Genomic DNA, 26,093 nt, shown 5'->3' on the forward strand with positions numbered 1-26,093 from the left:
CAAGGTGGCCGGGGTGTTGCCGTGTGGGTGAGGGGGGATAGCGGCAAGGAGCGCGGTCAGAATCGACGGACGGGGCAGGGCCCCGGTCACGGTGGCCCCGGCCACAGCGGGAGGCAGCGGTGAGGACAGCGATACTGGGACCGGCACGGCGGGCCGAGGCGCTCGCCCGAATGGCGGAGCGGGAGCTGGACGTTCTCGTGGTCGGGGGCGGGGTCGTCGGCGCGGGGACCGCGCTCGACGCGGCGACCCGCGGACTGGACACCGGACTGGTCGAGTCCCGGGACTGGGCCTCCGGCACGTCCAGCCGGTCGAGCAAGCTCATCCACGGCGGTCTGCGGTATCTGGAGATGCTGGACTTCGCGCTGGTGCGGGAGGCGCTGAAGGAGCGTGGGCTGCTGCTGGAGCGGCTGGCGCCGCATCTGGTCAAGCCGGTGCCGTTCCTGTATCCGCTGCAGCACAAGTTCTGGGAGCGCTGGTACGCGGGCTCCGGTGTGGCGTTGTACGACGGGATGTCGGTGTCGTCGGGGCACGGCCGCGGGCTACCGGTCCACCGGCACCTGTCGCTCAAGAAGGCGCTGCGGGTCGCGCCGTGCCTGAAGAAGGACGCGCTGGTGGGCGCGTTGCAGTACTACGACGCGCAGATGGACGACGCGCGGTACGTCGCGACCCTGGTGCGGACCGCCGCGGCGTACGGCGCGCACGCCGCCAACCGGGCGCGGGTGGTGGGTTTTCTGCGCGAGGGCGAGCGGGTGGTCGGCGCGCGGGTGCAGGACGTCGAGGGCGGCCGGGAGTACGAGGTCCGGGCGCGGCAGATCGTCAACGCCACGGGGGTGTGGACGGACGACACCCAGGCGCTGATCGGGGAGCGCGGGCAGTTCCACGTGCGGGCCTCGAAGGGGATCCACCTGGTCGTTCCCAAGGACCGCATCCACTCGACGACCGGGCTGATCCTGCGGACCGAGAAGAGCGTGCTGTTCGTCATCCCCTGGGGCCGGCACTGGATCGTGGGGACCACGGACACCGACTGGGACCTGGACAAGGCACATCCGGCGGCGTCCAGCGCGGACATCGACTATCTGCTGGAGCATGTGAACGCGGTCCTCGCCACCCCGCTGACCAGGGACGACGTCGAGGGTGTCTATGCCGGGCTGCGGCCGCTGCTGGCGGGGGAGTCGGACGCCACCAGCAAGCTGTCGCGGGAGCACACGGTCGCGCATCCGGTGCCGGGCCTGGTGGTGGTCGCCGGCGGCAAGTACACGACGTACCGGGTGATGGCCAAGGACGCCGTCGACGAGGCGGTGCACGGGCTGGACCAGCGGGTGGCGGAGTGCGTCACCGAGGAGGTGCCGCTGGTCGGGGCCGAGGGGTACAAGGCGCTGTGGAACGCCCGGGCCCGGATCGCGGCCCGCACCGGGCTGCACGTGGCGCGGATCGAGCACCTGCTGAACCGTTACGGCGCGCTCACCGAGGAACTGCTGGAGCTCGTGGTGGGCGATCCTTCACTGGGCGAACCACTGACCGGCGCCGACGACTATCTGCGCGCCGAGGCGGTCTACGCCTGTACGCACGAGGGGGCGCGCCACCTCGACGACGTGCTGACCCGCCGGACCCGGATCTCGATCGAGACCTTCGACCGCGGGACCCGCTGCGCCCGCGAGGTGGCCGAGTTGATGGCACCGGCGCTCGGCTGGGACGACGACCAGGTCGAGAAGGAGATCACCCACTACCGCAAGCGGGTCGAGGCGGAACGCGAATCGCAGCGCCAGCCGGACGATCTGACGGCGGATGCGGCGCGGCTGGGGGCGCCGGACATCGTGCCGCTGTAGCCCGCCGGCCTCATGGACGCCGTGCCGCGCAGAACTCCGCGGTCAGCACGTCGGTGCCGTGTGCCCGGGCGGCCGGGGCGTCCGTGTTGATCCGGTAGCTGACGAGGTGACGGCCGTCGGCGGTGCCCGCGGTCTGGGCGAACGAGCCGTTGATGTCGCCGTTGTGGCCCCAGACCGTGATGCCGCAGGGCAGCTCGGTGGCGTAGAGGCCGAGGCCGTAGGCGCCGTGGGTGGCCTTCTCGCTGCGTATCTCGGCCATCTGGCGGGGTGCCAGGAGCTTCCCGCCGAGCAGGGCGGCGAAGAAGCGGTTGAGGTCGCCCAGGGTCGTGATCATCTCGCCGGCCGCGCCGGCCCGGCTGGGGTCGAGGTAGGTGGTGTCCACCCGCCGGTCGCCGACCTGGGAGTACGCGCGGCCGTGCGGCGCCGGCAGCCCCGGGTCCGTACCGGGGAAGGACGTGTCGTACAGCGCTGCGGGGACGAGGACGCGGCGGCGGATCTCGGTGGCGTACGGGTGGCCGGTGACGGCCCGGATGATCAGGCCGAGCAGCAGGTAGTTGGTGTTGGAGTAGAGGTAACGCGTGGCCGGTGCGGCCACCGGCGGATGGTGGAGGGCGCTCCGCAGGAGTTCGGCCGGGGTGTGGCTGTCGTAGCGGTGGGCGGCGAAGCCGGTGCCGTAGAGCCGGCGGGCGAGCCGCGGGTCCTGGGTGTAGTTGAACAGGCCGCTGGTGTGGTCGAGCAGCTGGCGGACCGTCACCTTCCGCAGATCGGCGCCGCCGTGCCCGGCCGTGACCGGTACGCCCGGCGGGAGATGGGCGGCCGCCGGGTCGCTCAGGCGCAGCCGCCGCTCGGCGACGAGCTGCAGGACCACCGTCGCGACCACGGTCTTGGTGAGGCTGCCGGCCCGGAAGTGGTCCCGCTCGGCCATCCTGCGGCCGGTGCGCAGATCGGCGACGCCGGCCGTGGAGAAGCGCGAGGCGCCCAACCCGCCGTCGCGGGTGAGGAGCGAGGCCGCGCCCGGGGCGCCGTCCGCGACCAGCCGGCGCAGGGCGGGGAGCGTCGTCGCCGGCGGCCGGTCGACCTCTCCCACCGGCGGCACACGGGTGGTGGCCGGCCGGCCCGCGCAGGCCGGCAGGGCCAGCGCGGCCACTGCGGCCAGCACCGCCGCCACGACCGACCGGGGCGGACACATCGTCATCGGGACTCCCGTTCGTCGGGGCCATCATGACGGGTACGCGGTGCCGCCCGGCACCGACCCGGGCCTTCCGCACGGCCGCGGATGAGGGAGAATGAAGGCTCTGCCAGGGTGGGTTGTCCGAGTTGGGTCAGTTTGGCGATCGATGCGATGTCAAGGCTGCCAACTCGGCTGGATTGCCGAGGGGATTCAGTGGGCGACGAGGTCGAGATGGACGGCAAGGAGGGCAGGCTGCTCGCCGGCCGGTACCGGCTCGCCGATGTTCTCGGCCGGGGTGGCATGGGCACCGTCTGGCGGGCACGCGACGAGGTCCTGGGCCGTACGGTCGCAGTCAAGGAACTGCGCTTCCCGGGCGGGGTCGAGGAGGACGAGAAGCGCCGGCTGATCACCCGCACGCTGCGCGAGGCCAAGGCGATCGCCCGGATCCGGAACAACGGCGCGGTGACGGTCTACGACGTGGTCGACGAGGACGACCGGCCGTGGATCGTGATGGAGCTGGTCGAGGGCCGCTCGCTCGCCGAGGTCGTACGGGACGACGGCCCGCTGACCCCGCGCCGGGCCGCCGAGGTCGGCCTCGCCGTGCTCGACGTGCTGCGCGCCGCGCACGACGCCGGCATCCTGCACCGCGACGTGAAGCCGTCCAACGTCCTGATGTCCGACGACGGCCGGGTCGTGCTCACCGACTTCGGCATCGCCCAGGTCGAGGGCGACCCCTCGGTGACCTCGACCGGCATGCTCGTCGGCGCGCCCTCCTACATCTCCCCCGAGCGCGCCCGCGGCCAGAAGCCCGGCCCGCCGGCCGACCTGTGGTCGCTGGGCGGCCTGCTGTACGCCTGTGTCGAGGGCGTGCCGCCGTACGACAAGGGCTCGGCGATCGCCACGCTCACCGCCGTGATGACCGAACCGGTCGAGCCGCCGAAGAGCGCCGGCGCGCTGGAAGAGGTCATCTTCGGGCTGCTGGTGAAGGACCCGCAGGCCCGGCTGGACGACGCCGGTGCGCGGGCGATGCTGCTGGACGTCATCCACGCGCCGGAGAAGACCGAGCCGCCGATGGACGCGACCCGGGCCATGGTGCTGCCGACCGTGCCCGGCGAGCGCACCCCGGCGAAGCCCAAGGACGCGCCGAAGGGCAAGGCGGCACCGAAGCCGAAGGCCGCCAAGAGCGGTGCCCCGGCGCGGCCGCAGCGCAAGCCGAAGGAGAAGCCGGCCGCCGCGCCGGCCGCGGCGTCCGCCGCCGCGTCCGCCGGTGCGTCCGCGAAGGCGCCGGCCCGGCCGGAGCAGAAGCCCGCCGCGGTCGCGACGGAGCGGCCGGCCGCGGGCGGCACGGCGGCGGGCCGGCCGTCCGGTGGCCGCCCCGGCTTCGACGGCGAGGCCGCCAAGGAGCGGGTGCGCGCCGCGCTGGCGTCGGTGCGCAACGCCGCAGCCGCGGCCGCGGCCCGTGCGGACTCCAGACCCGGCGAGGGGGACCGCCCGTCCGCCCCGCGTGCGTCGCTGACCGATGTCGTCCCGCGCCGCACCCTGATCACCGTGGCCGTGGTCGTCGTCCTCGCGGTGCTGGGCACGGTCCTGGCGCTGTCCCTCAGCGGCGACGACACCGGCGCGAAGGGCAGCGGCAGCGGCTCCTCGGGCAAGGACGGCAAGGGGTCCTCCGCGGCCCGCACCAAGCCCTCGACCGACGCGGCCGACGCGAACGGTGACGACGCGAACGGGGACGGCGCGAACAGCGGCGGCCCCGGCGGGTCGGGCCCGGCGCCGAGCGCCGACCAGGCCGGCGACAAGGGCGGCGCGGACGGCAACGGCGGCGACGGCGGCGGCGGGAAGGGCGGCGCGAAGCTGCCGGACGGCTACGCCCAAAAGACCAACGGCACGTTCCACTTCCGTATGGCCATGCCCAAGGGGTTCCGGCAGACCGGCACCGCCGGGCAGGGCTCCGGCGCCATATACAGCGCCTCGGGCGACGGATTCCCGCGCGTCCAGGTCGACTACAACGCCAAGCCCGGCAAGGACGCCGCGGCCGCCTGGCGCAGCCTGGAGCCGAGCGTGCGCGGGTCCAGCGACGACTACCACCTCATCGGCATCAAGACGGTGAAGTGGCGGGGCTATCCGACCGTCGCCGACTGGTCGTTCACCCGCACCCAGGACGGCGAGAAGGTACGGGTCCTCAACCGCGGCTTCCGGGCCGACGACGACCACGGCTACGCCATCATGATCACCTGCAAGGCGGACAGCTGGTCGGGCAAGGAGTGCCAGCAGGTCATCGCCACCGCGTTCAAGACCTTCGCGGTGAAGGACTGAGCGGACGCGGCCGGCGGGAGACCGCGCGGACGGACGCGTCGACGGGCCGGGCGGGGGCACCGTCCGGCCCGGGCACGTATCGTGAGACATCGAAGACCGTACGCATCCGCATTCGGTGGGAACGCGACCGGAAGTGACCGACGGCGCCCGCGCCGGAGGGCGGCGGAGGCGGGGCGGTAACACAGCACGCGCTGCGGGGAGGCGTCGTGGACGAGTACGCAGGGCGAGTGCTCGCCGAGCGCTACCGCCTGCCCGTGCGCCCCCTCGGCGACGACGACTTCACCGAGTCCCGGGCGTTCGACACGTTCAGCGGGCAGGAGGTGCTGGTCCGTCAGGTACCGCTGCCCGAGGTCGTGGAGGCCGAGGTCCTCGAGGCGGAGGCGGTGGGCGCGGGCCCGGCCGGTGCCGGCGAGTGGAGCGGCGGCGGCCGCTTCGGCGGCCTCCGGGCGACGGGGGTGGCCGACCGCAGCCCCCGCGATCCCGCCGTACGCCGCGCGCTGCAGGCCGCCACGACCGTGGCGCAGCTGCCCGACCATCCCCGGCTGGAGCAGGTCTTCGACGTCTTCGCCCAGGACGGCAGCCTGTGGATCGTCGGCGAACTCCTCACCGCCCGCCCGCTGTCCGCACTGCTCGCCGAGCGGCCGCTGACCCCGCACCGCGCCGCGGAGATCGGCGCCGACCTGCTCACCGCGCTGCGGATGCTGCACACGGACGGCCGGCCGCACCGCAACATCACCGCCCGCACGGTCCTGGTCTGCGACGACGGCCGGGCCATCCTCACCGGGCTGGCGGCGGGCGCGGCCCAGGAAGCACTGTGCGGAGACGATTCGGCTGCCGCGGACGACACCGACGGGGCCCGGCCCCTCACCGGGCTCGCCGCCGAACGGGCACGCCAGGCGCGGCTGACCGTCGTCGGCCCGGTCACCGAACGCTGGGCGCCCGAGCAGGCCGCGCCGGTGGACGAGGACGCGCCGATCGCCCGTCCGGGCCCGGCCGCGGATCTGTGGGCGGTCGGCGCGCTGCTGTTCCGCAGCGTGCAGGGCCATCCGCCGTTCCCCGAGGACAGCACCGCCGAACTCGCCCGGCTGGTACGGTCCGGGCCGCCCGTGGACGCGGCGGGGTGCGGGCCGCTGCGCCCGGTCGTCGAGGCCCTGCTGCACCGGGACCCCGCCGAGCGCCCGGACCTCGACGAGGTGCGCCACGCGCTGCGCGCGCTGATCCGTACGGCCCCGGAGCCGGAGGCCGAGCGCCGGCTGGTGACGGTGCCGGCGCTGGAGCAGGGCGGCGCCCCGCGATGGCTGCCGATCGTACGGCGGCGCGGCGAACTCGTCCGCAAGGGGCGGCACAAGAAGGGCCGGCCGGCCCGACGCCCCGAGCCGTCGGCGCAGGCGGCCGCCGCCCCGGCACCGCCCGCCGCGCGCCCGCCGCACCCGCGCCGGATGCCGCCGGCCGAGGAGCGGACCATTCCTCTCCCAAGCTCGAAGGAGCAGGGGGGACGCCCGTCGCCGCCGGCCCGGCTGCCCCGCCCGCCGAAGCAGCCCAAGCCGCTCCGGCAGCCGAAGCCGTCCCGCGCGGCCCGGCCGCCGCGGGGGGCCGCCGCCCCGCACCGGGACGCGTACGAGCCGGATCTGCTGGCCTCCGGGCCGCGGCCGGCCCGGTCCGGACGCGGTGCGCCGCGCCACCTCGGAAGGCTGCTGCTCGGCGCGATCCTGCTGCTCCTCGTCGGCGCGGTCGCCTACGCCATGGCGTTCCTGCCGAAGGCGGGCGAGGACGCCAAGGATGGGCGGCGCGGCGCCGACCGGACCGCCACCTCGGGTGCACCGCCCGCCGGGAGCCCCGCCCCGACCCCCTCCGGCGGCGAGGACGGCGGTTCGCCGGACCCCGGTGAGCCGCGGCCCACCGCGCCCGGCGACGTCGCCCCCGGCTTCGCGCTGCGCACCGACCCCCGGGGCTTCCAGATCGCGGTCCGCGACGGCTGGCAGCGGCGCGCCGCCGACGCCCAGGGCCAGGTGCGCTATCTCGGCGGCGACTACGAACTGCTGGTCGTGCCCGGCCGGGACAGCACCGCCCGGTACGGCGCGGACCCGATGGCCTACCTCCAGGACAAGGAGCCCGAGCTGGCCCCGTACCGCGGCTCCAGCTGGGCGACCGCGGCCGGGTTGCGGCGGATCGACGTCGGCCGGACGGCGATGGCCGAGGGCACGTTCACCTGGCGCGACCGCAGTGGCCGGGAGGTCTACGTCCGCAACCTCGCCATGATCCACAACGGCCGCTACCACCTGGTCCTGGTCATCGGTCCGGACGGTTCCGGGCGCCGCGAGGTCGACCGGCTCTACGAGCAGGCGACCAGCTCGTACCGGCCCCGGTGAGGCCGGTACGGTTCAGCGCCGCCCGGAGAGCTCCCGTTCCAGCGGGGTCCGGAAGCGCGGCGTGATCCGGACCGGGCCGACCCAGGCCGCGAGCCGGGCGGCCTCCGCGGTCACCGCATCGGCCGCCTCGCCGCCGCCGTCGCCGGTCAGCAGCCGCCAGACGATCTCGCCGTCCGGGCGCTGGGCCCAGCCGCCGATGATCCGGCCGTTCCACCACACCGTCGGGCCGATGTTGCCGCTGCGGTCGAAGAGCTGCGGTACGTGGTCCGGGTCGAGGTACCAGTCCCGGGCCTTCCAGCCCATGGCGGTGGGGTCGAGGGCGGGCAGCAGGGCCGCCCAGGGCTCCGGTTCGGGCACCGGGCCGAGGTCGTCGGGCAGGGCCAGTCCGGTCGTGCCGCCGTCGAGCGTCACCTCGACGGCGTCGGTGGCGGCCACCGCCCGCCGGGTGTCGGTGAGCGTCCAGCCCGTCCACCACTTGAGGTCCTCGACGGTCGCCGGGCCGTAGGCGGCCAGCCAGCGGCGGGCGAGCGCGGCGCGGGCCTCGGCGGCCGGCGGCGCGGGCAGGTCGGCGAACGCGGTGCCCGGCGTCCAGCGGAAGGAACTGCTGGTCCAGCCGCCGCGCGGACGGCCGCGCCGGACCCGGCCCTCGGCGGCCAGGGTCCGCAGCAGCCGGCTGGAGACCGCGACGGTGGCCTCGTACGGTTTGCCGGGCGAGACCACGACGCTCTCGCGCAGGGCGGGCACGTCCTCGGTGAGTTCGGCCGCGGCCGCGGTGCCCCGGGCGGCCAGCGCGGCCAGCGTCTTCTCCTCCACCTCCGCCAGCCGCCGCTCGTCCCAGCCGACGCCCGTGGCGAGCCAGCCGACCAGGCCGGCGCGCTCCTTGGCGGCGATCGCCCGCCCGGTGGAGGAGGACACGACCGGTGCGAGGCCGGCGCCGACCGCGAACAGGGTGCGCCGCATGGCCAGCAGTCGGACCAGGGTGTGGTCGTCGTAGAGCGCCCGCTCGACCTCGGCGGGGTCCGGCACGGTCAGCCGGGCGCAGGCCGCCAGGTGCACGGTCGCCGCGTCGGTGGCGTGCAGCGCGACGAGCGCGTCGGCGACCTCCTCGGGGCGGTCGGCGCGGCACGCGGGGGCGAGCAGATGCCGCCGTCCGAGGCGGGCCCGGCGACCGGCGGTGTCGATACGGGGGCGGGAGTGGCTCATGGGGCGACCGTACGGGAGGTCGCGGACGGCGGGTGTCCTCTTTCAGGAGTCTCCGGGGGCCGGGCGGGCCGCCGCCGGTCCGAACCGCTCCCGCAGCTCCTGCTTGCGCACCTTGCGCAGCGTCGCCCCGCGCGGCAGCGCGGCCACCACCTCCAGCTGCTCGGGGAGCTTGTACCGGGCCAGGCCCTGGCGGAGGAGGTGGGCGCAGACCGCGCCGAGCGTCAACTCCCGGGCCCCCGGCGGTTGTTCGACGACCGCGCAGACCCGTTCGCCGCGCCGGTCGTCCGGCAGTCCGATGACGGCGGCGTCCGCCACGTCCGGGTGGCGGTAGAGCAGCTCCTCGATCTCCTGGGCGGAGACGTTCTCGCCCTTGCGGATGATGATGTCCTTGAGGCGGCCGGTGACCACGAGGTGTCCGGTGGGCGTGAGGTGCCCGAGGTCGCCGGTGGGCAGGAATCCCTCCGCGTCGAACGGATCGGGCTCACCGAGATAGCCCCGGCACACCGCCGGGCCGCGCAGCCGTATCTCTCCGGTGCCGGGCGTGATCCGGATTTCCATACCGGCGGGCGGCCGGCCGTCGGTGGCCGCGAGGTGCTCCGGGCTGTCGTACGGGTCGCCCATGGTGACCATCGGGGCCTCGGTCAGCGCGTAGCCGTGGGTGAGCCGGCAGCCCAGTTCGGCGACGACCTCGTGGTACAGCGCGGGCGGTTTGGGCGCGCCGCCGCCGGCCAGCAGCCGCAGCGCCGGCAGCAGCCGCCGGCCGGGCGGCAGGCGGCGCTGTTCGGCGAGGAAGAGGCTGTAGAAGGCGGTGGAGCCGCCGGCGAGGGTGACGCCGTGCCGGCGGTAGGCGGCGAGCGACCCGGGCAGCGCGAAGCGTTCCAGCAGCAGGGCCGGGATGCCGCACAGCAGGAGCATGACGGTGTAGTCGGGGCCCGCGACATGGGCGTACGGGAAGGCCATCGAGCCGATGTCGGACCGGGCCGGCCGCAGCGCCTCGGCCAGCCAGCGGCCGGCCGTCCGCAGGGAGTGGTCGGTGTGCCGGACGCCCTTGGGCCCGGCGGTGGTGCCGGAGGTCCAGTAGATCCAGCGGACCTCGTGGGCGTCGGCGGGCGGCGGCGGCAGGAGTGCCGGATCGCCGTCCGGCAGTCCGCCGCCGGCCCGGTCGTACGCGGCGATGACGGTGGCCGCGCACTCCGGGCGGGCGTTGCGGACCGGGCCGGGCACGAGGAAGAAGGCGGCGCCGGTGCGGCGCAGCACCTGCCGCACCTCGTGGTCGCCGTAGCCCGGAACGACCGGGCTCTGCACCGCGCCGAGCCGGGCCAGGGCCAGGCTGACCAGGACCGTTTCGATGCGGGTCGGCAGCTGCCAGACGACCGTGCGACCGGGCCGTACGCCGCGCGCGTACAGTCCGGCCGCGACCCGCTCGGCCCGCCGCCGCAGCCCGCCGAAGCTGATCCGCCGCTCGTCCCGTGCCGACTCCGCCCCCTGGATCAGGGCGGTGGCATCCGGACTGCCAGCGGCCCGCCGTACGACCAGGTCCCAGAGGGTGCCACCGGCCATGTGCCCTCCCCTTGCGGATATCTGACGCCTCGTCAGGCAGTGTGCCGAGGTTAGGGGCGGACGCCTTGTCGGTCCAGGGGTCCCGGTCTAGCCTGGGCACTGGAACTGACGCACCGTCAGGAAAGTGTGGGCGGGCCCGAGGTGAGGGGACACGATGGACCTCGCGTACACCGAGGAGGAAGAGGACTTCCGCGCCCGGCTGCGCGGCTGGCTCGCGGGCGTCCTCCCCACCCTGCCCCCGCGCCCCGACCCGCTCGACTGGCCGGGGCGCCGCGCCTACGACACCGCCTGGCAGCGGATGCTGCACGACGCGGGGTACGCCGACGTCCACTGGGCGGCCGCCCCCACCCTGCGGCTGATCTTCCTGGAGGAGACCGAACGCGCCGGGGCACCCTACGTGGGCGCGAACTTCGTCGGGCTGCTGCACGCCGGGCCGACCATCGCGGCCGAGGGCACCGAGGCCCAGAAGCGGCGCTGGCTGCCGCCGGTGCTGCGCGGTGAGGAGATCTGGTGCCAGGGCTTCAGCGAACCGGAGGCCGGCTCGGACCTCGCGTCGCTGCGCACCCGCGCGGTGCGCGACGGGGACGCGTACGTGGTGACCGGGACCAAGATCTGGACCTCGCACGCCGAGGTCGCCGACTGGTGCGAACTGCTCGTCCGCACCGACCCCACCGCCCCCCGGCACCGCGGGATCACCTGGCTCGCGATGCCCATGGACGCCCTCGGCGTCACCGTCCGGCCGCTGCGCACCCTCGCCGGATCGACCGAGTTCGCCGAGCTGTTCCTCGACGAGGTGCGGGTGCCGGTGGACTGCCGGGTCGGCGCGGAGAACGACGGCTGGCGGGTGACGATGGTGACGCTGTCGTTCGAGCGCGGCACCGCCTTCGTCGGCGAGGTGGTGGCCTGCCGGCGGGTGCTGACGGAGGTCGCCCGCCGGGCCCGGGCGAACGGCCGCTGGGACGACACCGTGCTCCGCCGCAGGCTGGGCCGGCTGAACGCGGAGTTCGCCGCGCTGTGGCGGCTGACCCAGTGGAACGTCAGCGAGGCGCAACTACGGGGCGGCGGGCCCGGTACCGGCGGCTCGGTCTTCAAGCTCCGCTACTCGCACGCCCGGCAGGAGCTGTACGACGCGGCGGCCGAGGTGCTGGGGGCCGGCGCGTGGGACACGGACGAGGAGTGGACCGCCGACCGGCTCTCGTCCCTCTCGTACACCATCGCGGCCGGCACGTCGCAGGTGCAGCAGAACATCATCGCCGAGCGGATCCTCGGCCTGCCGAAGGGGCGGTGACCGGCCGGTGCGCTTCCAACTCACCGACGAACAAAGGGCGTTGAAGAAGGCGACACGGGAGCTGCTGGCGGCCCGGTTCGACCGGGACCGGCTGCGGGCGGCGACCGGGGATCCGGCCCCGGACCGGGCGCTGTGGCGGGAGCTGGGCGCGGCCGGGTTCTTCGCGCTGCGCCTGCCGGAGGAGGCCGGTGGCGTGGGACTGGGGCTGCCGGCGGCGGTGCTGGCCTTCGAGGAGGCCGGGCGGGCGCTGCTGCCGGGGCCGCTGGTGGCCTGCCAGCTGCTCGCCGGGGCGGTGGACGGTGTCGCGGACGGCGAGAGGATCGTCGGGCTGTGCGACGGGGACGCTGAGCCCGTGCTGTGGGAACATCCGGACGCCTGCGATGAGTTGATCTTGCTGGAGGGCGGCGCCCCGGCCCTCGCGTACGGGCCCGGGGGCGCGCAGAGGCGCGCGGCCGGCGCATACCGGAGCGTGGTCGGCACGGTGTCGCGCACCCCCTTCGCCTCCATCGACCCCCTCACCCCGCTCGCCCGCGTCACCGACCACCCGCGGACGACTCCGCTCAACGGTCCGGACGTGACCCGGCTGCGCCGCGAGGCCGCCCTGCTGACCGCCGCCCAGCAACTGGGCAGTGCGCTCCGTACCGTCGAGACGGCGGTCGGTCACGCCCGCGTACGCACCCAGTTCGGCGCGCCCATCGGCTCCTTCCAGGCGGTCAAGCATCTGTGCGCGCAGATGCTCGTACGGGCAGAAATCGCTAGAAGTGCCGTATATGCCGCGTCGGTGACGGGCGGGGCCGTCGACGTGGCGGGCGCGAAACTGCTCGCCGACGAGGCCGCGGTGCGCAACGCCCGGGACTGCCTGCAGATTCACGGCGGTACCGGCTTCACCTGGGAGGCCGACGTCCATCTGCACCTCAAACGGGCCTGGTTGCGGGCCGGCTCCTGGGGAACGGCCGGCGAGGCGGAAGAGCTGCTGGCGGCGGATCTGGCCGGCTGAGGGCGGGCGGTTCCGGGATGCGGGGCGGTGAGCCGTGAGGGCCGGTGTCAGACTCTGGCAACTCGTGTGCGAAATGTCGGACTCACCACACAGAAGTGGTCACGGAGGGTCGATATCGGGTTGTGTCCTAGGCGTGACTCGTCACAGGGGGGAGTCGGCGCCCGGCTCGGGTACGCTCCGTCGGGTGCGAGTGGTTCTGTGGCGCAACGAACCCGGTGCCGTCGGCATGACGGCTCCGGCGTACGGACTGCGCGCCGCCCGCCTTGGCCGAGGGCCGGCCACTCCCCCTTGTTCGACTCCCCGCAAAGTGCGTCGCACAGTATGCAGGATGCATACTCCCTTGCGCTGGAATATGCCCGAAGCGCTTGTTGGGGTGACTGAACGTCAACCATGCTGTGCGTCGCTGGGGTCACGCACTGTGACTCCATGGAGGCGCGAGGCGATGTTTCCGCCGGTTCGGATGGTGTGAGCGGTGCAGGTGCTTCAGGTGCAGTTGGACGTACGGCCCGACCCCGCGGAAGTGGGGCGGGCCCGGCGATGGGCCAGGTCGCGGCTCCTGGGATCCGGCATAGGGGCGGACGAGCCGCTCGCGGAGACGCTGATCCTGCTGATCTCCGAGCTCGTGACCAACGCCGTGGTGCACACCGGCACCGCGGCCTCGCTGCGGATGTGCTTCTCCGGGTCCGGCGCCGTCGTCGGCACCGTCCGGGTCGAGGTCACGGACGCCAGCGCCCGTCCGCCGCGCCAGCGGCACGCCGACGGTGACGACACCAACGGGCGCGGCCTGGAACTGGTCGACGGCCTCGCCGACCGCTGGGGCTGGCAGCCGGAAGGCGCCGGCAAGCGGATCTGGTGCGAGGTGGACCGCGGCCGGCCGCTGATGATGGCGACCGGGTCCGACCTGGGGGCCTACGAAGACCGGTGCGCCGTATCGCGCCGGATGTGAGAACCGCGGTGCGCAGCGCACCATCAAGTCCGGGCCCGGTGTTGACGTAACGTGCCCGTTTGATCACTCTGGGACGAGCGATGCGCCGTGAGGGGACGCCGAGGGCGGGATGCGGCCGGGTCCGGGTACCCGGCTTCGGCCTCGACGAGTGCGGATCGCGGCCCGGTGGGGGGCGGGGGTGGCGGTCCGCGGTGCCGTGCTCGGGGCGCGCACACGAGCGCACCGCCACCCGGCCGGCCCGTCGCGGGCGCGGGGGCGGGCGCGGGGCGGGTCAGAGGATCGCCACCGGCGCGACCGGGGTGCCCGAGCCGCCGACGAACGGTTCGGCCATCGCGGACAGGAAGAACGCAGAGCGGCCCGCCTCCGCGCAGGTCGCCGACAATTCCTCCAGATTCCAGTTCTGGCCCTGCAGCATGCCCATCTCCACCAGGTGGAGCGCATGCACCGGCATCCACAGCCCCTCGATCTCCGGCGGGAAGATCTCGAACGTCAGGGTGTCGTTGGCGACCGCCGCGACATCGCGGGCCCGGAACCACTCCGGGGTGCGCACCGACAACCCCGGCGACGGGAAGGCGTAGGCCTGCCGGTCGCCGGCGAGGTAGTGCTGCAGCTGCCCGGTCCGTACGAGCACGATGTCCCCGGCCCGGACCCTCGTCCCGGCCAGTTCCTCGGCGGCGTCCAGGTCCTCCGGCGTGACCGCGTGCCCGCCGGGCAGCCGGTCGGTGCCGTGCGCCCGGGCCACGTCCAGCAGCACGCCCCGGGAGGTGATCGGGGTGGCCTTCTCGATGCCGAGGACGGTGGCGCCGTCGTGGGCGGTGACGGACGTGGCGGGGCGGCCGTTGTAGAGCCGCCCCGAGTGCGAGACGTGGGTGAGGCCGTCCCAGTGGGTGGCCGCCTGCAGGCCCATGGTGACCGCGTCGTCGGAGGTGGCGACCGTACCCGGCCCGAAGATCTCCTGGTTGATCGCCACCATCGTGTGCAGCGGATTGATCCGGCCCGGGATCATCCCGGTCTGCACGCCGTCCTGCCGCAGCGGCAGCGCGAGCGGGACGCGGCGGCCGCTGCGGATGCAGCCGGCGGCTTCCCGCACCACCTGCCCGGTGATCAGGTTGAGCGTGCCGATCTCGTCGTCCGCGCCCCAGCGCCCCCAGTTGTTGACGCGTCGGGCGATCTCGTGGAACTCCTGCGGCAGCGGCATGGGGCCCTCCGGGGTCTTGTGTTCGGCTCGCGCCTGCCCAAAAATCTAACGGTCCGTCAGAAACTGCGGGAAGGGGCGCGGCATGGGGAACTTCTTGGCCGGCAAGGTGGTCGCCGTCACCGGGGCCGGGCGCGGCATCGGGCGGGCGGTGGCGCTGGCCTGCGCACAAGAGGGCGCCAAGGTCGTGGTCAACGACTACGGGGTAGCCATCGACGGCGCCGAACCGAGCAGCGAGGTCGCCGAGGCGGTGGTGAAGGAGATCGAGGCGGCCGGCGGCACGGCGACCGCGGTCGCCGACGACGTGTCCACGATGGCGGGCGGCCAGCGGATCGTCGACACCGCCCTGGCGCAGTACGGGCGGATCGACGGCGTCGTCTGCGTGGCCGGCATCCTGCGCGAGCGGATGCTCTTCAACATGTCCGAGGAGGAGTGGGACCCGGTGGTCGCCACCCACCTCAAGGGCACCTTCACGGTCTTCCGGGCCGCGGCCGCGGTGATGCGCCGCCAGGGCTCCGGCACGCTGGTGGGCTTCACCAGCGGTAACCACCAGGGCTCGGTCTCGCAGGCCAACTACTCCGCCGCGAAGGGCGGAATCATCTCGCTCGTCCGGAGCGCCGCTCTGGGCCTGCACAAATACGGCGTGACGGCCAACGCGGTCGCCCCCGTCGCCCGCACCCGGATGTCGGCGAACGTCCCCATGGAACTCACGGAGATCGGCGAACCGGAGGACGTGGCGGCCTTCGTCGTCTACCTCCTGAGCGAGCGCGCCCGCGAGGTGACCGGCCAGGTCTACACGGTGGCCGGCCCCAAGATCGCGGTCTGGGCCCAACCGGGGGAGCTGCGCTCCGTATACGCCGACGAGGGGAGCTGGACACCGGAACGGGTGGCGGAGCTCGTGCCGGACGCGGTGGGCGTCGACCCGATGCCGTTGCTGGAGCGGGTGTCGGCGATGGCGGATGCGGCGCGGCGGCGCGGGGGTGGCCCCACGTAGTTGTCTGTTCCGCCGTGGTGGTTGCTCGCCGTTGCGCTTGGCGGCGCCCCGCACGTACCTGGCCGTCCCGCCGCGGGTCGTCTCGCCGTTGCGCTTTGCGGCGCCTCCCACGTACTTGGCTGTCCCGCCGCGGGTGGTCTCGCCGTTGCGCGCTTTGCGGCGCCGCGTACGTGGATGTCTGCGGCGCCGCGGGGCTCGCTCGCCGTTGCGCCTGCGGCGGGCTGGGTTTGTGGTGGGTGCGGTGACGGGCCTGCGGGGCCGGTTGTGTGGACTGCTGTCGCTTTACGTCCACACAACCGGCCCCTCCGGCCCGTCCCCTCCCGTTGGGGGAGGGGAATGCGGTGCGTGGGGGCGGGCGTTGAGGCATGCAAGGGGGCCTGGGGACCCCTAGGGGAGGGTCGAACAGATCCCGTAGGGGATGCGAGTGCCCCTTGCTGGGCCTCAACTCGACGGGCCAGGGAGGTATTCCCGACACCCGCCCCACGACGCGAGGTGCACCCGGAACGACGACGCCCACCCCCACCGGCCTCCCAACCCCCCACCAACGGGAGGGGACAGACCGGAGGACGAAGTCTGTAGGGCTGTCACCGCACCCGAAAACACCACGCCCGCCGCCAGGCGCAACGGCGAACAACACCCGCGGCGGGACAGCCAAGTACGTGCGGGGCGCCGCAAAGCGCAACGGCGAGCGTGCCCCGCGGCGGGACAGCCAGGTACGTGGGAGGCACAGCAAAGCGCAGCGAAACGGTCAAGTACGTGGGAGGCAGATGCCATGCGAGGGGTCATATACGACGGGGAGCAGCCGCGGGTTGTGGATGATCTGGTGGTGCGGGAGCCGGGGCCGGGGGAGGTGCTGGTGGGGATCCGGGCGGCGGGGTTGTGTCACAGCGATCTGTCGGTGATCGACGGCACGATTCCGTTTCCGGTGCCGGTCGTGCTGGGGCACGAGGGCGCGGGTGTGGTGGAGGCGGTGGGTGCGGGCGTCGGCCATGTGGCGCCCGGGGATCACGTGGCGCTGTCGACGCTGGCCAACTGCGGGGTGTGCGCGGAGTGCGACCGGGGGCGGCCGACGATGTGCCGCAAGGCCATCGGGATGCCCGGGAGGCCGTTCCGGCGGGGCGGTGCGGAGCTGTTCCAGTTCGCGTCGAACTCGGCGTTCGCGGAGCGTACGGTCGTCAAGGCGGTGCAGGCGGTGAAGATCGACGCGGACATTCCGCTGCCGTCGGCCGCGCTGATCGGGTGCGGGGTGCTGACCGGGGTGGGCGCGGTGCTCAACCGTGCGAAGGTCGACCGTGGGGACTCGGTCGTGGTGATCGGGGCGGGCGGGATCGGGCTCAACGTGCTCCAGGGGGCGCGGCTCGCGGGTGCGTCGGTGATCGTGGCGGTGGACGCCAATCCGTCGAAGGAGACCGTGGCGCGGCAGTTCGGCGCCACCCACTTCGTCGACGCCTCGGCCGCGGCGGACGCCGTCAAGGCGGTGAAGGAGATCCTGCCGACGGGCGCCGACCACGCCTTCGAGTGCGTGGGCAGTACGCGGCTGATCCGGCAGGCGATCGACCTGCTGGACCGGCACGGCCAGGCGGTGCTGCTCGGGGTGCCGCCGGCCGGCGCGGAGGCGGCGTTCCCGGTCTCGTCGATGTATCTGGACAAGTCGATCCTCGGCTGCCGCTACGGATCGTCCCGCCCGCAGCGGGACATCGCGCTGTACGCCCGGCTGTACCGCGAAGGGCGGCTGCTGCTGGACGAGTTGGTGACCCGGACGTACCCGGTGGAGGACTTCGCGAAGGCGGCGGACGACGCGCATCACGGGCGGGTGGCGCGGGCGGTGCTGACGTTCGGGTAGGAGGTGGCGTTCGGGTAGGAGGCGGGCGCGGTCCGGGTGGGCGGTTGCCGTTCGGGGGTTGCCGTTCCGGTTCCGGGGGTGTCCTTCGGCCGGCGCGGGCGGTGGCCCGATCCTGATGAACCCTGGCCCTCCGGCCACTCGTTCCGCAACGAGGCGGCAGCGAAGCTTCTGGGGTGCCCCAGACGCCCCAGACACCCGAACTCCGCCCGCCCGCGGCGGACGACCGTACTCCCGCTCCCGTCGCCGCCGAGGCCGTGCCGAGGCGGCGCCCGCACCGCGCCTGGTCGGTCGCCGCCGTCACCTTCCTCACGATCATCGGCGCGGCCGGTTTCGCGTCCCTCCCCGGCCTGCTCATCGATCCGCTGCACGCCGAGTTCCACTGGTCCCGCGGCACCATCGGCTTCGCGGTGTCGGTGAACCTCGCGCTGTACGGGCTGACCGCGCCGTTCGCCGCCGCCCTGATGGACCGGTTCGGTATCCGGCGGGTGGTCGCGGTCGCCCTGGCGGTCATCGCGGTCGGCGCCGGGCTGACCGTCTTCATGACGGCCGCCTGGCAACTGGTCCTGTTCTGGGGCGTGTTGGTGGGTCTGGGCAGCGGTTCGATGGCGCTGGCCTTCGCGGCCACGGTCACCAACCGCTGGTTCACCGCGCGGCGCGGACTGGTCACCGGCATCCTCACCGCGGCCGGTGCCTCCGGCCAGCTGGTCTTCCTCCCCCTGCTGTCCTGGATCGTCGACCGGTACGACTGGCGGCCGGCCGCGGTGACCGTCGCGCTGGCCGCGCTCGCCGTGGTCCCGCTGGTGTGGCTGCTGCTGCGTGACCACCCGGCGGACGTGGGTCTGGCGCCCTACGGGGCGGACGCGTTCGTGCCCAAGCCGCCGCCGCAGCGGGGCGCGGCCCGGCGGGCGGTGCGGGCGCTGGTCTCGGCGGCCCGGACGGGACCGTTCTGGCTGCTGGCCGGCACCTTCGCGATCTGCGGCGCCACGACCAACGGCCTGGTCAAGACGCATTTCGTGCCCGCGGCGCACGATCACGGCATGCCGATGACGGCGGCCGCCTCACTGCTCGCGGTGATCGGCGTCTTCGACGTCGCCGGAACGATCGCCTCCGGCTGGTTCACCGACCGCTTCAACACCCGCCGGCTGCTGGCCGTCTACTACGGTCTGCGCGGTCTGTCGCTGATGTTCCTGCCGCTGCTGCTCTCCGACACCGTCCGTCCGCCGATGGTCTTCTTCATCGTCTTCTACGGCCTGGACTGGGTGGCGACGGTCCCGCCGACCATCGCGCTGTGCCGTGAGCACTACGGCGAGGACGGCGCCATCGTCTTCGGCTGGGTCCTGGCCGCCCATCAGGTGGGCGCCGCCCTGATCGCCTTCCTGGGCGGCCTGGCCCGCGACGCCTTCGGCACGTACAACCCGGTCTGGTACGCCTCGGGCGCGCTGTGCGCACTGGCGGCCCTGATGGCCCTGGTCATCCGCGAGCGGCGTAGGGGGGCGGCCCAGGGGCAGCCGGCCGCCGCGTGAGCCGCCCCCGGTGGCGGGGCGCCCGGCCGGCCGGTGCATGATCCCCGTGGAACGAGCGACGGGCGACGAGCTACGGGGGGCGGGGACGGGCATGACGGTGGAGGCCGGGGCCGGGGCGGCGGCCGGGCAGTTCCGCGACGTCTGGAGCGGACGGGCCGTTCTGGTGTCGATGGCGGCGCTGCTGGCAGAGGCGATGTGCGCGACGGCCGGGGTCGTGCTGTACGGCTTCACCCTGGAGGCGCCGGTCGGCAATGCTTTCCTGGCCGTCTTCATGTTCCCGGTCGCGCTGGTGCTCGGCGCGCTCTCCGGCCTGGTGCTGACGGTCACCCTGGTGCTGCCCACGCTGACGCTGGGGCGCCTGGCGGCCCGTTGGGGAGGGCGGCAGGGACGGGCGCCGTGGTGGTGCACGGTGGCCGCCGCCCCCTTCTCGGCGGCCGGCGCTACGCTCGCCTACGGGGCGTGCTGTGCGCTCCTCACCGGCTCCGTGGGGCCGCCCCTGGCCTACCTGGTGTGCTGGCCGGGGCTCATTGCGGTCGCCGTACCGGCCGCCCTGCTGGCCGCGGTCGCCGCCCGGGGCACCGGGACCCGGCGCACCGTGCGGCTGACCGTCACCGTCGCCAGCAGCGGGTTCCTGATCGCCCTCACGGTGGGTCTGCTGGGCATCGTCGCCCTGGCAGCCGGAGTGTTGCCGGCGTAAGAGCCCCCGAAGCCGGCCCGCGCCGGCCTCGTCGGGCCCTGGCGGGACGGCAGCGGCGGCACCCTGCCGCTGCGCGCCGACGGAACGGCGACGGCCCGGGGGCTGAGCAGGCCGGGCGACCACTGCGGCGGCGTCGGCGGAGGGGAGCTGGACCGCTTCACGGCGGAGGCGCGGCGGGAGATGGAGGTGGACGGCGACTGCCGGGGGCAGTGGTTCATGGGCGGTAAGCAGGAGCGCCCCACCCTCTCCTACTTCCTGGGCGACCCGGACGAGTGGCACCGGCATGTCCTGACCCGGCAGGGCCCCGCTCAGGGGCTGAAGTGACCGAAGGTGCCCCGGTGGAAGAGGAGGGGGCCGGTTTCGGCGGCCGCCGGGTCCGTGCCGAGGGCCTCGACGCGGCCGACGACGATCAGGTGGTCGCCTCCGGTGTGCACGGCCTGGATGGTGCAGTCGATCCAGGCGGGGACGCCGGCCAGCCGCGGTGAGCCGGTCACCGGCGCGGGCCCGTAGGAGACGCCGGCGAACTTGTCGCCACCACTGACCGCGAACCCCCGGCACAGCCCGCCCTGTGCCGCCCCGAGAACATTGACGCAGAACACCCCGGCCCGCGCGATCCGCGGCCAGGTCGTCGACGTACGCGCCACCATGAACGTCACCAGCGGCGGGTCGAGCGAGAGGGACGCGAAGGACTGGCAGGCAAAACCGGCCGGGCCCGGTTCGCCCGGTGCCGTGACGACGGTGACGCCGCTGGCGAAGTGGCCCAGGACGGAGCGGAAGGCGGCCGGGTCGAGGGGGGCGCGCTCGCCCTCCCGCACGGCGCGCAGGGCGGGCCGCGGGAGTGGTGCGGCAGGAGGGGCGGGCGCGGCGGCCGTGGTCGGCGCGCCGACCGAGCGGAGGTACCGCACGGCCGTGGCCGCCATCCCCGCGTGCCCCATCATCGCTTCGGCCCCATCAGTCCCATTGGCCCCATCGGTCCCCTTGGACCCGTCAGTTCCGTCGGTCCCGTCATGGCGTCCGTCCCGTCGTGTCTTCCGCCCGGCCCGTCTTCGGCGGGTCCGTCTTCCGCTTGGCCGTCTTCGGCCTGGGCGTTGCCTGCCTGGGCGTTCCTGTCCGGCCGCCCATTGAATCTGATGCCCCGTCAGATGTGAAGCCCTGCGGGCCGGTGGCCACCCGCACGTGTGGTTTCGCGGCGTACGCGGCGATCTTCGGCGGAATGGGGGGAGATTGGGGGAGGGATTCCTGATTGTGTGCCGCCCGCGCGGGTAGCGTCCACGTCGGCCGCGTCCGTAGCCGAACACGGGGGAGAGTTCCGGTACATGGCCGAGGCAACACCGTCACCACCACCGTCGTCGCCGTCAGCACCGCCGTCCGCCGCGTCACGCACCTTCGACGAGGTCTTCTGCGGCCTGCTGCCCCGCCTCTACCGCAGGGCGGTGATGCTGGCCGGTTCGAGACAGTCCGCGGAGGATGTGGTGCACGAGGCGTACCTCAAGCTCGCCGCCCGTCCGCAGCGCTTCCTCGCCCACCCGGAGCCGTACGCCTACGCCTTCACCGCGGTCCTCAACGTCGCACGCGACGCCTACCGCAAGGACCGCCGCCAGGTCCTCGTGGACGGCCTGGAGGGCGTCGAGGAGGCCGGTGCGGGCGGCGGCGCGGGAGCGGTCCCCGGCGCCGGACCGGGCGGCTGGGACGGCGGGGTGGAGCGGCGGCACGCCGAGATCGAAGCGGTGCGCCTGCTGGGGAGGCTGTCGCACCGGCAGGCCGGCATCGTCATCCTCGTCGACCTCGACGGCTACACCCTCGATCAGGCCGCCAAGATCATGAAGGTGCACCGCGGTACGGCCGCCCGCCATCGGGCCCGCGCGCTGGACAGGCTGCGTGCGTACCTCGTTGAATCGGAGCACGGGCAGGCCGGGAGGTGAGCGGCACGGTGGGCGTGGGGCGACGCCACGACGGCGAGGCCGGCGATGTCGGCGGCACCGGTGGTGCGGGCGGCGGCGGCCGGTCGTTCGGCGGCGGGGGCCGGGGCGACGGCTCCGGCGGCTCCGACGGCGACATCGAGGCGCTGCTGCGCGCCCGGCTGCGGCGCGCGGACGAACAGATCGAGCCACCGCCCGGCCTGTGGGAGCGCGTCCGCCGGCCGGACAACGAGCGGGTGCCGGAGGCGCGTTCGCCGCGCAGGTGGCCGTACGCCTCCGCGCTGTCCCCGAGGCGGCCGTACGCGATCGCCTGCGCGGTGGCGGCGGCGGTCGCCGCGGTGGCGCTGGGGGTGTGGTGGCTGGTGCGGCCCGGGCCGGTCACGCTGCAGCCGGCGGGGCCGCCCCCGACGGTGAGGATCACGGTCTACAACAGCGAGCGCGCCTGCCGTACGGGCCGCTCCCTGGAGTGCGCGCTGCGGCTCGCCAAGGACCCGTACGCCGCGTACGCCGCGCGGAACAACTCCGCGGGCCGGGTCTGGCACGGCGACGGGCTGGCCGCGCGCTGCGTCGTCACCGACGGGCGGATGGTCCGCGACGAGGCGGGCATCACCTCCACCCGCTGGTACCTGGTGACGAACGGCCAAGGGGCGCGCGGATGGCTGCCGGGGGTGCGGACGCGGAACACCCATGAGGTGCCGGTGTGCCCGGAGGACGTGACGTAGCGGACCGGCGCAACGGGCGGCGCGCGCCGGCCGGCGGGGCGTGGTCAGCGGCCCCGGTAGACCGGGCTGCGGCGCTCCACGAAGGCGGCGACGCCCTCCTGGGCGTCCGCCGTCGACATGGTGATCTCCTGGGCGGTGGCCTCGGCGGCGAAGGCCGCGGCCCGGTCGGTCTCGAACGACGCGTTCACCAGCTGCTTGGCCAGCGCCAGGGCGCGGGTCGGGCCGGCCGCCAGCCGCTCCGCCCACTCCCGGGCGGTCTTCACCAGTTCGCCGTCGGGGACGACCCGGTTGACCAGCCCGAGCCGCTCGGCCTCCGCGGCCGGGACCGCGTCGCCGAAGAACATCAGCTCCTTCGCCCGCTGCGGGCCGATCAGCCGGGGCAGGAGGTGGGCGCCGCCACCGTCCGGTACCAGGCCGCGGCGGACGAACACCTCGATGAAGCGGGCCGATTCGGCGGCCAGTACGAGGTCGCAGGCGAACGCGAGGTGGGCGCCGAGCCCGGCCGCGGTGCCGTTGACCGCGGCGATGACCGGCTTCTCGCAGTCCAGGACCGCGGCGATGAACCGCTGGGCACCGCGCCGGATCATCCGCGCCACATCGCCGGAGGTCCGTTCCGCTCCGGCCCGTTCACCGGAGCTCGTGCCGCCGCGCAGGTCGGCGCCGGCGCAGAAGCCCTTGCCGGTCGCGGTGATGACCACGGCTCGTACGTCCGGGTCGGCGGACGCGTCCGCGAGCAGCCCGATGAGGCGTTCGCGCTGGTCCCAGGTGACGGCGTTCAGCGCGTCCGGGCGGTTGAGGGTGATCCACGAGACGCCGTTGTCAGTGGCGTGCAGTACCAATGAATCAAGCGCCTCGACGGGTGGGGCACAGGCGGCGGAATCGGCGGAACGGCCGGGCGAGGACGGCGGGGAGAACGGGGAAGGCTCGGAGGTTGTCATGGGGGAACGGCTCCAGAGGGTGCGGTCGCGGGGGTGGCTGCGCCTGGGATCACGGCGGCGGTTGCGGACGTGGGCCCGGCTGCGGAGGGGGCGGTCGGGGTCAGTGGCAGACGGCGAGCGCGTCGAGGGCCACCGCGCCCTGCCCGCGCTCCAGGACCACCAGCGGGTTGATGTCCAGCTCGGCGAGCGCGCCGTCCAGTTCCAGGGCCATCCGCTGGACCCGGAGGACGACCTCGACCAGCGCGTCGACGTCCGCGGGCGGCCCGCCGCGTACGCCCTCCAGCAGGGCGCGGCCGCGGAGTTCGGCGAGCATCGCGCGCGCCTGGTCCTCGCCGAAGGGCGGTACCCCCACCGCGACGTCCCGCAGGACCTCGACGAGCACCCCGCCCAGCCCCACGGTCACGGTCGGCCCGAAGAGCCGGTCGGGGGTGACCCCGACGACCATCTCGACGCCCCGCTCGATCATCTGGCAGACGAGCACGCCGTCCAGCGGGACGTCCTCGTAGCGGGCGATGTCGGTGAGCTCGCGGTAGGCGTCCCTGACCTGGCTGGCCGAGGTCAGCCCGACCTTGACCAGCCCGAGCTCGGTCTTGTGCGCCAGCTGGGCCCCGGACGCCTTCATGACCACGGGATAACCGACCAGGCTCGCCGCCCGTACGGCCGCCGCCGCGCTGGTCACCAGCTGTTCGCGGGGTACCCGGATGCCGTAGGCGCGCAGCAGTTGCTTCGCCGCGTGCTCGCTGAGCTGCTGGCCCGGGCGCAGCAGTGCCTGGGCCTTGCGGGCGGAGGGGGACGGCACGCGGGGGGCGTCGTCGAAGGGCGAGCGGTAGCCGGCCGTGAAGCGGTGGTGGTCGAGATAGGCGCGTACGGCGGTGATGCAGTTGCCGAAGGTGCGGAAGGTCGCCACGCGCGAGGAGCCGAGCAGCGTGCTGCGGTAGGCGTCCTCCGTACCGACCGGCGAGCCCCACACCACGCACACCAGCTTGTCGGTCTGCTCCGCCGCGTCCACCAGGTCCTGGGCGAGCTTGTCGCTCATCGGCGGGAAGGGGCCGGTGATCGGGCAGATCAGCACGCCGACGGCGGGGTCGGCCAGGATCGCGTCGATGATCCTGCGTCCGCGCCAGTCGCCGACGGGGTGCCCGCCGTTGTCGATCGGGTTGGCGACGGAGAGGTAGTCCGGTATCCACCGGTGCAGTTCGGCCTGCTTGGCGGCGTCCAGGGTGGGCAGCCGCAGCCCGGCCGCGGTCGCCAGATCGGCGAAGTGGGCGCCGGTGCCCCCGGAGATCGAATAGACCGCGATGCCCTCGGCGGTGGGCTTCCTGGCGCGGGCCAGCAGCGCCGCGGTGTCCTGCAGTTCGTCGAGCCCGTCCACCCGGATCACCCCGAACTGGCGCATCGCGGCGTCCACGACCTCGTCCGCGCCGGTGAGCTTGCCGGTGTGCGAGGCGGCCGTGCGGGCGCCGGTCTCGGTGCGTCCCACCTTGACGGCGACGACGGGCACCTGGTGGCGGGCCGCGCGATCGGCCGCGAGCAGGAAGCTGCGGCCGTCCTTGAGCCCTTCCACATATGCCGCGATGGCCCCGACCTCGGGGCGGGTGGCGAAGTAGGAGAGGAAGTCGGCGGTCTCCAGATCGGCCTCGTTGCCGGTGGGGGCCCAGTGGGAAAGGCGGATGCCCAGTTCCTGGAGGGTGAAGACGGGACGGCCCTGGTGGCCCGACTGGGTGATCAGGGCGATGGCCGGGCCGTCGAGATCGTCACGGAACTTCTCGAAGGCGTTGAGGTTGGTGTTGGGGCCGAGCAGCCGCAGCCCGGAGCGTGCCACGGCCTCGGCCAGCCGGGCCTGGGCGGCCGCGCCCTCCGCCCCGGTCTCGGCGAACCCGGAGGCGAAGGCCACCGCGAACTTCACCTTGATCGCGGCAAGTTGCTCGATGACCGGAAGGGGGTCGCTGACGAGCAGTACGGCGAGATCGACGGTCTCGGGGAGGTCGGCGACGGTGGCGTGGCAGGGCAGCCCGAAGACCCGGGTGCGTCCGGGGTTGACGGGGTGCAGCCGGGCGCCGACGCGCTCGGCCCAGGCGATGAGCTGGCGGGTGATACCGGTGTTGGGGCGGCCCTCGCTGTCCGAGGCGCCGATCACGGCCACCGACTCCGGCCGGAAAAAGCGGTCGAGGTCGGGCACCGGGGCGTACAGCGGTCGGCCGCTGACGTCCCGCTCGACCGCCTCGCCGGAGCCCCGGCCGCCCTGGCCGCCCGGTCCGCCGCTGCCGGGGTGCGGTTCGCTCGTGCCGTGCACGGTGTGTGGTGGGTGCTCCCCACAGGCCACGACGCGGGCCGGCCGGGAGTGCGTGGTGAGGGTGCCGTGAGTCGATCCAAGCATCGCAGTCGCCCGCTCCTGTGTGACGGCTCTCATTGACTCGCTAGCTGACGCATAGTCAGATTACTTGAACTGACGCCTTGTCAGGAATGGGGGAGGCGTGAGAAGTGGGTGAGGGGTGTTCCCGTCGCGCTGGCGGGGGGAGTGGGCGGGCTCTGTGGTGGGCCGCGCCCTCTTGCGCCCTCCGTTGCGCTGAGCTGAACTGACGTACC

Annotated in this window: 20 protein-coding genes; 13 read left to right on the top strand and 7 right to left on the bottom strand. The window is 74.2% G+C overall.

All coding sequences use genetic code 11. The features are described from left to right. Window positions 1-119 precede the first annotated feature (119 nt). Window positions 120-1,826, top strand: coding sequence for a glycerol-3-phosphate dehydrogenase/oxidase (locus tag ACZ7MX_RS15095; protein WP_472132112.1), 1,707 nt, complete (start codon window positions 120-122; stop codon window positions 1,824-1,826). Between the two features lie 10 nt (window positions 1,827-1,836). On the opposite strand, the gene ACZ7MX_RS15100 is transcribed toward ACZ7MX_RS15095, so the two are convergent. Continuing rightward, complete coding sequence (locus ACZ7MX_RS15100) at window positions 1,837-3,021, bottom strand: serine hydrolase domain-containing protein (RefSeq protein ID WP_472132114.1); 1,185 nt, start codon at window positions 3,019-3,021, stop codon at window positions 1,837-1,839. 189 nt (window positions 3,022-3,210) lie between these two features. On the opposite strand from ACZ7MX_RS15100, the gene ACZ7MX_RS15105 reads away from it, so the two are divergent. After that, complete coding sequence (locus tag ACZ7MX_RS15105) at window positions 3,211-5,313, top strand: serine/threonine-protein kinase (protein ID WP_472132116.1); 2,103 nt, start codon at window positions 3,211-3,213, stop codon at window positions 5,311-5,313. A 206-nt stretch (window positions 5,314-5,519) separates the two neighbouring features. Further along, window positions 5,520-7,682: a protein kinase gene (locus ACZ7MX_RS15110; RefSeq protein ID WP_472132118.1), complete on the top strand. Its 2,163-nt coding sequence runs from the start codon at window positions 5,520-5,522 to the stop codon at window positions 7,680-7,682. 12 nt (window positions 7,683-7,694) lie between these two features. Here ACZ7MX_RS15110 and ACZ7MX_RS15115 read toward each other — a convergent pair whose 3' ends face one another. Together ACZ7MX_RS15115 and ACZ7MX_RS15120 are read right to left on the bottom strand one after the other, a co-directional pair. Further along, window positions 7,695-8,885, bottom strand: a complete 1,191-nt coding sequence (locus tag ACZ7MX_RS15115; RefSeq protein WP_472132120.1) for a winged helix DNA-binding domain-containing protein — start codon at window positions 8,883-8,885, stop codon at window positions 7,695-7,697. Between the two features lie 42 nt (window positions 8,886-8,927). Beyond that, on the bottom strand, window positions 8,928-10,445 hold the full coding sequence (locus ACZ7MX_RS15120; RefSeq protein ID WP_472132122.1) for a class I adenylate-forming enzyme family protein: 1,518 nt from the start codon (window positions 10,443-10,445) through the stop codon (window positions 8,928-8,930). 154 nt (window positions 10,446-10,599) lie between these two features. On the opposite strand from ACZ7MX_RS15120, the gene ACZ7MX_RS15125 reads away from it, so the two are divergent. The 3 genes from ACZ7MX_RS15125 (at window position 10,600) to ACZ7MX_RS15135 (ending at window position 13,676) form a co-directional block, all read left to right on the top strand. Beyond that, window positions 10,600-11,733 carry an acyl-CoA dehydrogenase family protein gene (locus tag ACZ7MX_RS15125; protein WP_472132124.1) on the top strand — a complete coding sequence of 378 codons (1,134 nt, stop codon included), beginning with the start codon at window positions 10,600-10,602 and terminating at the stop codon, window positions 11,731-11,733. Window positions 11,734-11,740: 7 nt separating this feature from the next. Then, window positions 11,741-12,730, top strand: a complete 990-nt coding sequence (locus ACZ7MX_RS15130) for an acyl-CoA dehydrogenase family protein (protein WP_472132126.1) — start codon at window positions 11,741-11,743, stop codon at window positions 12,728-12,730. Between the two features lie 472 nt (window positions 12,731-13,202). Further along, window positions 13,203-13,676 carry an ATP-binding protein gene (locus ACZ7MX_RS15135; RefSeq protein WP_472132128.1) on the top strand — a complete coding sequence of 158 codons (474 nt, stop codon included), beginning with the start codon at window positions 13,203-13,205 and terminating at the stop codon, window positions 13,674-13,676. Between the two features lie 271 nt (window positions 13,677-13,947). Here ACZ7MX_RS15135 and ACZ7MX_RS15140 read toward each other — a convergent pair whose 3' ends face one another. Next, a complete protein-coding gene (locus ACZ7MX_RS15140) occupies window positions 13,948-14,874 on the bottom strand; it encodes a cyclase family protein (RefSeq protein WP_472132130.1) in 927 nt (308 codons plus the stop codon). An 82-nt stretch (window positions 14,875-14,956) separates the two neighbouring features. Between ACZ7MX_RS15140 and ACZ7MX_RS15145 the strand changes: the two genes are divergently transcribed. From ACZ7MX_RS15145 to ACZ7MX_RS15165, 5 genes are all read left to right on the top strand, one after another. Next, window positions 14,957-15,865, top strand: coding sequence for an SDR family oxidoreductase (locus ACZ7MX_RS15145; protein ID WP_472132132.1), 909 nt, complete (start codon window positions 14,957-14,959; stop codon window positions 15,863-15,865). A gap of 772 nt (window positions 15,866-16,637) precedes the next feature. Then, complete coding sequence (locus ACZ7MX_RS15150; RefSeq protein ID WP_472132134.1) at window positions 16,638-17,708, top strand: Zn-dependent alcohol dehydrogenase; 1,071 nt, start codon at window positions 16,638-16,640, stop codon at window positions 17,706-17,708. A 173-nt stretch (window positions 17,709-17,881) separates the two neighbouring features. Then, window positions 17,882-19,231: an MFS transporter gene (locus ACZ7MX_RS15155; protein ID WP_472132136.1), complete on the top strand. Its 1,350-nt coding sequence runs from the start codon at window positions 17,882-17,884 to the stop codon at window positions 19,229-19,231. 46 nt (window positions 19,232-19,277) lie between these two features. After that, window positions 19,278-19,928 (top strand): hypothetical protein, encoded by a 651-nt coding sequence (locus ACZ7MX_RS15160; RefSeq protein ID WP_472132138.1) that lies wholly within the window; start codon window positions 19,278-19,280, stop codon window positions 19,926-19,928. A 186-nt stretch (window positions 19,929-20,114) separates the two neighbouring features. Beyond that, a complete protein-coding gene (locus ACZ7MX_RS15165) occupies window positions 20,115-20,252 on the top strand; it encodes a hypothetical protein (protein ID WP_472132139.1) in 138 nt (45 codons plus the stop codon). Here the strand turns inward: ACZ7MX_RS15165 and ACZ7MX_RS15170 are convergent. Then, entirely contained in the window at window positions 20,237-20,866 is a 630-nt protein-coding gene (locus ACZ7MX_RS15170) for a flavin reductase family protein (RefSeq protein WP_472132141.1), read from the bottom strand. The two genes, ACZ7MX_RS15165 and ACZ7MX_RS15170, sit on opposite strands and share 16 nt — an antisense overlap. Before the next feature lie 378 nt (window positions 20,867-21,244). On the opposite strand from ACZ7MX_RS15170, the gene ACZ7MX_RS15175 reads away from it, so the two are divergent. Then, complete coding sequence (locus ACZ7MX_RS15175) at window positions 21,245-21,850, top strand: RNA polymerase sigma factor (protein ID WP_472132143.1); 606 nt, start codon at window positions 21,245-21,247, stop codon at window positions 21,848-21,850. Beyond that, the gene (locus ACZ7MX_RS15180; protein WP_472132145.1) at window positions 21,847-22,569 is read left to right on the top strand and encodes a hypothetical protein; all 723 of its coding nucleotides are present in this window, start codon (window positions 21,847-21,849) and stop codon (window positions 22,567-22,569) included. The genes ACZ7MX_RS15175 and ACZ7MX_RS15180 overlap by 4 nt, the downstream gene beginning before the upstream one ends. Before the next feature lie 44 nt (window positions 22,570-22,613). Here ACZ7MX_RS15180 and ACZ7MX_RS15185 read toward each other — a convergent pair whose 3' ends face one another. Together ACZ7MX_RS15185 and ACZ7MX_RS15190 are read right to left on the bottom strand one after the other, a co-directional pair. Continuing rightward, window positions 22,614-23,507 (bottom strand): enoyl-CoA hydratase/isomerase family protein, encoded by an 894-nt coding sequence (locus tag ACZ7MX_RS15185; RefSeq protein ID WP_472132148.1) that lies wholly within the window; start codon window positions 23,505-23,507, stop codon window positions 22,614-22,616. 100 nt (window positions 23,508-23,607) lie between these two features. Further along, entirely contained in the window at window positions 23,608-25,884 is a 2,277-nt protein-coding gene (locus ACZ7MX_RS15190) for an acetate--CoA ligase family protein (protein ID WP_472132150.1), read from the bottom strand. Window positions 25,885-26,093 lie beyond the last annotated feature (209 nt).

This window comes from Streptomyces sp. NPDC107765 (assembly GCF_055657085.1).